This window comes from Marinimicrobium sp. UBA4209, from assembly GCF_002381585.1.
GTDB classification, from domain to species: domain Bacteria; phylum Pseudomonadota; class Gammaproteobacteria; order Pseudomonadales; family Cellvibrionaceae; genus Marinimicrobium; species Marinimicrobium koreense.
Window position 1 is genome coordinate 13,829 of sequence record NZ_DFTP01000112.1, and the last position, 7,749, is coordinate 21,577.

The 7,749-nt window shown below is 60.7% G+C and carries 8 protein-coding genes; 5 read left to right on the forward strand and 3 right to left on the reverse strand.

The window, feature by feature from the left end:
• A partial coding sequence (locus B3187_RS16340) for a chloride channel protein (RefSeq protein ID WP_286807533.1) occupies positions 1 to 793 on the reverse strand: 793 nt, incomplete at its 3' end.
• 122 nt (positions 794 to 915) lie between these two features.
• Between B3187_RS16340 and argC the strand changes: the two genes are divergently transcribed.
• The 4 genes from argC to erpA are packed head-to-tail and all read left to right on the forward strand — an operon-like array spanning position 916 to position 3,618.
• Complete coding sequence (gene argC / locus B3187_RS16345; protein WP_286807535.1) at positions 916 to 1,962, forward strand: N-acetyl-gamma-glutamyl-phosphate reductase; 1,047 nt, start codon at positions 916 to 918, stop codon at positions 1,960 to 1,962.
• A gap of 46 nt (positions 1,963 to 2,008) precedes the next feature.
• A complete protein-coding gene (locus B3187_RS16350) occupies positions 2,009 to 2,749 on the forward strand; it encodes a DUF6776 family protein (protein ID WP_286807536.1) in 741 nt (246 codons plus the stop codon).
• 39 nt (positions 2,750 to 2,788) lie between these two features.
• Positions 2,789 to 3,205 (forward strand): bactofilin family protein, encoded by a 417-nt coding sequence (locus B3187_RS16355; protein ID WP_024462467.1) that lies wholly within the window; start codon positions 2,789 to 2,791, stop codon positions 3,203 to 3,205.
• Positions 3,206 to 3,261: 56 nt separating this feature from the next.
• Entirely contained in the window at positions 3,262 to 3,618 is a 357-nt protein-coding gene (erpA, locus tag B3187_RS16360; protein ID WP_123638957.1) for an iron-sulfur cluster insertion protein ErpA, read from the forward strand.
• Here the strand turns inward: erpA and B3187_RS16365 are convergent.
• Both B3187_RS16365 and B3187_RS16370 read right to left on the reverse strand, forming a co-directional pair.
• Positions 3,611 to 4,762: an anhydro-N-acetylmuramic acid kinase gene (locus B3187_RS16365; RefSeq protein WP_286807538.1), complete on the reverse strand. Its 1,152-nt coding sequence runs from the start codon at positions 4,760 to 4,762 to the stop codon at positions 3,611 to 3,613. The two genes, erpA and B3187_RS16365, sit on opposite strands and share 8 nt — an antisense overlap.
• On the reverse strand, positions 4,762 to 6,135 hold the full coding sequence (locus B3187_RS16370; RefSeq protein ID WP_286807539.1) for a peptidoglycan DD-metalloendopeptidase family protein: 1,374 nt from the start codon (positions 6,133 to 6,135) through the stop codon (positions 4,762 to 4,764). Before B3187_RS16370 ends, B3187_RS16365 begins: the two co-directional genes overlap by 1 nt.
• 256 nt (positions 6,136 to 6,391) lie before the next feature.
• Here B3187_RS16370 and tyrS point away from each other — a divergent pair, with 256 nt between their 5' ends.
• On the forward strand, positions 6,392 to 7,699 hold the full coding sequence (tyrS, locus tag B3187_RS16375) for a tyrosine--tRNA ligase (RefSeq protein ID WP_286807541.1): 1,308 nt from the start codon (positions 6,392 to 6,394) through the stop codon (positions 7,697 to 7,699).
• The last annotated feature ends 50 nt before the right edge of the window (positions 7,700 to 7,749 follow it).

Below are 7,749 nucleotides of genomic sequence, written 5' to 3' on the forward strand. Positions count from 1 at the left end.
TGTAGGTGGCGGCGGCCAGGGCGATAATGACCCCCATGGCCGCCATGATGGGCAGTTCACTGAGGTGGCCGGTCAACTGCTGGCCATCCATGAAGACGATATCGGGTCCGAAAGCCAGTTGGGTCAATGTGGTCCCGGCAACAGCTGCCAGAATGACCGGGATAAAGCCGGCAATGGTGTACTCCATGAGAACCACTTCCATGGCGAATATGACCCCCGCCATCGGAGTATTGAACGAAGCGGCAATGGCGGCGGCCACGCCGCAGGCCACCAGGGGGCGCAGGCTGTTGTTGGGCAGGTGCAGCCACTGGCCCAGCTTGCTGGCGCTGGCCGCGCCCAGGTGCACCGCCGGGCCCTCCCGCCCGGCGGAGTGACCGCTCAGCAGGGCCAGGGCGCCGCCGATGAACTGAACCCCGGCGTTGCGAAACGACAGATACCCCTGATGGTTGTGCAGCCGGTCAAGCACATGCCCCACGCCGGTGGCTCGGGAGGGGGCCCTGACGGCATAGAGCAGGGCCAGAAGTCCAAGGGCGCCCGCCAGGGGAAGCAGAAAGCGGAACAGGGCGGGAAGGCCCTCGAAATTTTCGCCGTGGCCGGGTAGCTGGTGCCCAAGGCTACCTTCCACCAGCAGACGAAATCCGATGATTACCGAGCCGGCGAGGATGCCGCTGGCCAGCCCCAGCAAGGTCAACTGGGGCAGCGCGTCGACATGAGCCAGGCGGTTGCGCCAGCGCTCGGCCGCCTGCCGGTGGCGTTGGCGAAGGCGCTCAATGGGCGGTGGCTCGGTGGGCATCAGACTCCTCAGGTGTCGGGCGACTTTCGATTTGGCGTTAAGGTCCGTATTATAGGCCGTTTAAACCCCGGGGAGCCAAGCGGTATCCTGAATGGGCGTATGGGCAGAAGAGAGGTTGACGAGTGATTAACGTAGGTATTGTAGGCGGAACCGGCTATACCGGAGTGGAGCTACTGCGCTTGCTGGTCAAGCACCCTGAAGTGACGGTGGCGGTGATCACCTCCCGTGCCGAGGCCGGGATTGCGGTGGCCGATCTCTATCCGAATCTGCGCGGGCATACGGATCTGCGTTTTTCCGAGCCGGACGTCAAGCGTCTGGGCGAGTGCGACGTGGTCTTTTTCGCCACGCCGCACGGGGTGGCCCAGAACCTGATGCCCGCACTGCTGGAAATCAATACCCGAGTGGTGGACCTGTCGGCGGACTTCCGTCTGCGGGATACCGAGCGCTGGGGCCAGTGGTACGGTCAGGCTCACGGCTGCCCGGAATTGGTGGCCGAGGCCGTGTACGGCCTGCCAGAGGTGAATCGTGAGGCCATCCGTCAGGCTCGGCTGGTGGCCTGCCCGGGCTGCTATCCCACCGCGGCCCAACTGGGTTTTCTGCCCCTCCTGGAACAGGGGCTGGTGGCCACCGACAACTTGATCGTCAGTGCTGCCAGCGGCGCTACCGGTGCGGGTCGTCAGGCCAAGGTGGATACGCTCTTGACCGAGGTCAGTGACAGCTTCAAGGCCTACGCCGCCGGAGGTCATCGCCATCTGCCGGAGATCGAGCAGGGGCTTCACGATATCCAGGGCGGCCGTGGCGAACCGGCTCGCGTGACCTTCGTGCCGCACCTGCTGCCGATGATCCGGGGCATTCACGCCACGCTGTACAGCCGCGCCCTGGCACCGGATCAGCTGCCGGATCTGCAGGCGCTGTACGAGCAGCGCTTTGCCAATGAGCCCTTTGTCGATGTGATGCCCGCCGGTGAGCACCCACAAACCCGTTCGGTGAAAGGCTCCAATGTATGCCGTATTTCCGTTTTTCGCCCCCAGGATCGTGATACCCTCGTCGTCCTTTCGGTGATCGATAACCTGACCAAGGGGGCATCCGGGCAGGCGGTCCAGAACATGAATATTATGTTTGGCTTTGAGGAAACACTGGGGCTGGATCTGGTAGCGCTGCTGCCCTGATCGCCCGTTATTCCAACGAGTTTTCTCCAGAGTGGATTGACGTTCTATGGCGCAAGTAAAAGGCAGCAAGCAGTATCGCATGGTCGTGGTTCCCTACCGGCCGGTGAGGCGGGTGCTACTGGCGCTGGTGCTGTTATTGCTCGTGGGCCTGGCGGTGGCCGGGAGCTTTTATGGTGGCCATCATCTGGGGGTAACCCAGCAGGCTGATGCGGTCGCCGAGCGCAACAAGTTGCGCAAGGAAGTTGCCAGCCTGACCGGTGAGGCCGAACAGTTGCGCCAACAGGTGGCCAATCTGCGCCTGGGGTCAGAGGTGGATCAGCAGGCCAGCGAAGAGATGCGCAACCAGGTCATCGCACTCAAGGAAGAAATAACGGCGCTGGAGGAGGACATCACCTTCTATCGTGGGCTGATGTCGCCCAGTGCCAACAACAGCGGGCTGACCATCGGGTCGCTCAACGTGCTGGCGACGGGTATGCCACGGCAGTTCGAGTACAAGCTGGTGGTACAGCAGTTGGCGACAGACCACCAGGTGCTCAGCGGGTATCTGAATTTCAATATTGTCGGGCGGCGTAACGAGACCGTGGAGACCCTGTCACTCCACCTGCTCTCTGATCAGGTGGAGTCGGAAGACATTCGCCTGCGCTTCCGGTATTTCCAGAATATTGAAGGCCGACTGACGCTTCCGGAGGGGTTCGAGCCGGAACGCATCGAGTTGGTCGCACGATCGACCGGGCGTAACCCGGAAACCGTTGAAAAGAAATTCGGCTGGTTGGTGCAGGAGCTTTAACTTAATAGGTCGTTTATGTGGGGTAAAAAAGGCAACGCTATGGCATTTTCAAACAATCACACTCTGATTTCGCGCGGTACCAAGGTTGTCGGCGACCTGCACTTTACCGGTGACCTGCAGATCGAAGGTACGGTCGAGGGTAATATCATCGCCGACAGCGGCAATGACGCCAAGTTGGTGGTCGCCGAGAAGGGCTCGGTCCAAGGGGAAATACGGGTGCCCATGGTTATCATCAATGGCAATGTGACCGGCAATGTATTTTCCAGCAAACACGTTGAGCTCGCCGCCAAGGCGGTTGTGGAAGGCAATGTCCACTACCAGTTGATCGAAATGATCAAGGGGGCGCAGGTCAACGGCAGCCTGGTCTACAGCGGGGCCGCCGGCACCAAGAAACTGTCTGGCCCGGAATCGGCGGATGAGCCCGAGGCTGACGTGAAAGCGGTCGCCAATACTTGACTAAAACGCTCAGGTAAAGCGTATAATGCTCAAATGAGTCACGATTGGAGTCTTTGATGTCTGCGCCAGAAGTGTTTGTTCCCGGTGCCGTGCTGGAAGTAAGTCCCAGCGCTGTCGCCAAAGTGCGAAGCCTCGTGGAGGAGGAGGGTAACCCTGACCTCAAGCTCCGCGTTTACATTACCGGGGGTGGTTGCTCCGGTTTTCAGTACGGCTTTGCCTTTGACGAAGTGGCCGCAGAGGACGATGCGGTGGTTGAGCAAGAGGGCGTCAAGGTGCTGGTCGATGCCATGAGCTACCCCTACCTGATGGGTGCCAAGGTGGATTACCGGGAGGATCTGCAGGGGGCGAAGTTTGTGGTTGAAAACCCCAACGCGGCCAGCACCTGTGGCTGTGGGTCTTCGTTCTCTATCTGATTCCGGCTGACGGCCGCCCCGGATAGACCGCGCCCAGCACCTGGGGGCTGTCAGCACCCGTGACAGAGGGGAGGTTGCCGCTGAGTCCTTTCAGGTTCTGCCGGGCAAGCCACGCAAACGCCACGCCTTCCACCCAGTCCGGAGAAAGCCCCAGCGCGCTGGTGTCCGAGATCACGCAATCGGGCAGCAGAGCTTTAAATGCCTCCTGCAGGCGTCGGTTATGGGCGCCACCACCGCACAGATAAACCTCGCGAGGAGCATTCCCGGCGGAAAGTCCGTCAATACTGGCTGCAATCCCCTGGGCGGTAAGCATCAGTAGCGTTGCCTGAACGTCTTCGGCCCGGATCGGCCCGGGCATCCCTTCCAAGCAGTCATCCAGCCATCCCAAGTGGAAGGTCTCCGGCCCCGTGCTTTTGGGCGGGGGTAACCGGAAATAGGGGTGCTCCAGCAAACGTGACAACAGCGTTCCCTGAATCTGTCCCTGGGCCGCCCATCGCCCGCCCTCATCAAACGCTTTGCCAAGGCTGCGCTGAATCCAGGCGTCCATCAGATTGTTGCCGGGCCCGGTGTCAAATCCAAGCACGGTCCCGTGGGCGGGCAGCCATGTCAGGTTGGCAACGCCTCCGACATTGACGATGGCGCGGTCCGCCTCTGGGGTATGAAACAGTGTCTGATGCAGTGCCGGCACCAACGGAGCGCCCTGGCCCCCGGCCGCCATATCCCGGCGCCGAAAGTCGGCAACGGTGGTAATGCCTGTCAGGTGGGCAATGAGGTTGGGGTCCGCGACCTGTAGGGTGAAGGCGTTCGAGGAGGGGGTGCCATCTGGCGGGCGGTGCCTGAGGGTCTGGCCATGGCTTCCGATGGCGGAGACCCGGGTTGGGTCAATACCGGTCTGAGAGAGCAGTTCAAGTGCCGCTTGGGCAAATGCCCGCCCCAACTGTTGATCCAGAGCGCCCATGCGGTCAATTTCGCCATCGCCGGGTTGGGCCAGCTTGTGAATCGCGGCCCGGGTGTCAGGGGGGAGTGGTGAACTATGGTGAGCCAGCAGCTTCAGGGGTGGCTGGCTGAAATCCACCAGCACCGCATCAATGGCGTCGGCGCTGGTGCCGGACATCAGGCCGATGTAGAGCTCGGCGCCCGCCATCAGTTCACGCGTAGTTCGTTGCCGACGCTGGCCAGCTGGGTCTCGCGATGGTATTGCTCAAGCTCGGCCATGATTGGCTGGACCTGGGACTTGAAGCGCGCGAGTTCTGACGAGGGGACAGACTCTGCCTGGGGTAGCTCGACCGTAACCGGATTGCGTACCGAGCCGTTGACGTAGAATTCGTAGTGCAAGTGCGGGCCGGTGGCCAGGCCGGTAGAGCCGACGTAGCCGATGATCTGCCCCTGTTTTACCCGAACGCCCGAGCGGATGTTGCGGTGAAAGGCGTTCAGGTGCGCATAAAGGGTTTCGTAAGTCTGGCCGTGTTGAATGATCACGGTATTGCCGTAGCCACCCTTGCGGCCTGCCAGCTTGATACGGCCGTCACCGGACGCCTTGACGGGCGTACCCCGGGGGGCGGCATAGTCGGTACCTTTATGGGCCCGAATGGTGTTGAGTACCGGGTGGCGCCGGTTTGGATTGAAGGGTGAGCTGATGCGCGTGAACTCAACCGGCGTGCGCAAAAACGCCCGGCGCATGCTCCGGCCTTCCGGCGTGAAGTAGTTCGCGTCGCCTTCAGCACTGACGTAGCGCACCGCCCGGAAGGTTTTGCCCCGGTTGGTGAACTCGGCGGCGAGAATTGGGCCGTTGCCGATTTTCTCCCCGTCGAGGAAGTGCTCCTCGAACAGGACGCTGAAAGTGTCACCGCGGCGGATGTCCAGGATGAAGTCGATATCCCAGCCAAAAATGCCGGCCAGCTCCATGGTCAGGTTGTCTGTCATTCCCGCCCGTTGACCGGCGAGAAACAGAGAGCTGTCAATGGTGGCGCGCCGGTAGGCAATCTGTACATCCGGGGTGCGCTCAAGCTCTTCGGAAGCGAAGGCGTCGTCTTGACGGGCGAAGCGAAGGCTCCGCAGTTGGTCACGCTGATAAACCAGCTCTTCCAGCTCGCCCTCGGGGGTCAGGCCGAAGGTGATTTCATTGCCCGGCATGATCCGGCGCAGGGCCCGGGCTTCGGGTGCCTGGTCGATCAGTTCATAGAGGTCCCGGTCGCTCAGGCCGGCCCGCTTGAACAGTACGGACAGGCTGTCGCCGGACTTAACGGTGAAGGTGGTGTAAGTCAGCGTCTGGGGTTCTGGCTCAGGCTCAGGTGTCTGAGGCTGGGGCCTGGTTTCCGCTGCCTCAAACGGTGGCTGGGCCTCCAGAGAAGTCGGCTCAAGCTCGAGGACCTGACCCGTGTCCGGCAGTTTCAGCGCAATAGGCTGGCTTTGCCGCGAAGAGCTGGTGCCCTCCGAGGATGAGAAGGCCAAAAGCAGGGAAAGCCCCAATACCAGTGAGCCAGCGGCAATCACGTGCCCCCGTGGGTATTGGCGCAAAAGAGCCGCTATCGGCTTTTTGTTCGTGTTTTCAGAGGGTTCCATGGAAAACTTAAACCCGTTATGCAAATGTGGCTGTTAGCATCAGTTATAACAGAAAACCGGTGTAATAGCACCCAGTAAAGTGATGAGCCGTTCCCGGTTCAGCCAAAATACGGCCCGCGCCCTTGTTTTTGTGCACGGATTCGGTATCTTGACAGCCCTTTTTCGGTGGCCCTCGGGGCCTGTCCTGTTCAAACATTCAGAGATGGTAGCAATGGCAGCAGTCGATCCCGGTTTGCTTCAAGACCTCCAGAGTCGCGGTTTGGTTTCCCAGACGTCGGGAGGAGACGCCCTCAAGGAGTATCTGGCAGGCGGCAGCCGGACCCTATACAGCGGCTTTGACCCCACGGCGGACAGCCTGCATATAGGCCACCTGGTGCCATTGCTGGCTCTGAAGCGTTTTCAGCGCGCGGGCCACAAGCCGATTGCCCTGGTCGGAGGCGCGACCGGCCTGGTGGGAGACCCAAGCTTCAAGGCCCAGGAGCGCAAGCTGAATACACCGGATGTGGTGGCTCAATGGGCGGACAAGCTCAAGGGACAGGTGAGCCGGTTCATCGACTTTGATTGCGGTGGGACCTCGGCCGAAGTGGTGAATAACCTCGACTGGGTTGGTCAGATGAGTGTGCTCGACTTCCTTCGGGATGTGGGTAAGCACTTTGCGGTCAACAACATGATCTCCAAAGAGTCAGTGCGCCAGCGCATCGAGCGGGAAGGGGAGGGGATCTCCTTTACCGAGTTCACCTATATGTTGCTTCAGTCCCTGGACTTTGCAGAGCTCTATCATCGGTACAACTGTACCCTGCAGATAGGGGGCAGCGACCAGTGGGGCAATATCACGGGCGGGATCGATCTCACGCGGCGTCTATATAGTGGCCAGGTTTACGGTCTGACCATGCCGCTTGTGACCAAAGCCGATGGCACCAAGTTCGGCAAGACTGAAAGTGGCACGATCTGGCTGGATCCGGCCAAGACGTCTCCTTATGCCTTCTATCAATTCTGGTTGGGGACAGCGGATGCGGACGTCTACAAGTTCCTGCGCTACTTTACCTTCCTGTCTCTGGAGGATATCGAGCGCATTGAGAATGAGGATCGGGAGCGCCAGGGGCGTCCTGAGGCTCAGCGCGTTCTGGCCGAAGAGATGACGGCCCTTATTCACGGGGACGAAGGGCTTGAGGCCGCTCGCCGAATTACCCAGGCGCTGTTCAGTCACGACCTGGGTTCTTTGGGTGAGGCGGATCTGGAGCAGCTGAAGCTGGATGGCCTGCCGTTCTCGGTGTTGAGTCGGGCGGCGTTGGCGGATGAACCGCTGACCCAGTTGCTGGTTGACGCGGGTATGGCGACCTCGGGCAAGCAGGTCAAGGATGCGCTCGGTCGCAATGCGGTGGTCATCAATGGCCGGGAGTGTGGCGCCGACGATAACCTCAACACCTCGGCGTGCTTTGCGGAAGATGCGGCCATGTTTGGTCGCTTCTATATTTGCCGTCTGGGTAAGAAGAAGTACCACCTGTTTGAGGTCCGTTAAGGCCCTCTCCGGGGTGTGCGAAAAAACTTTCAAAAAGTACTTGCGCGCCC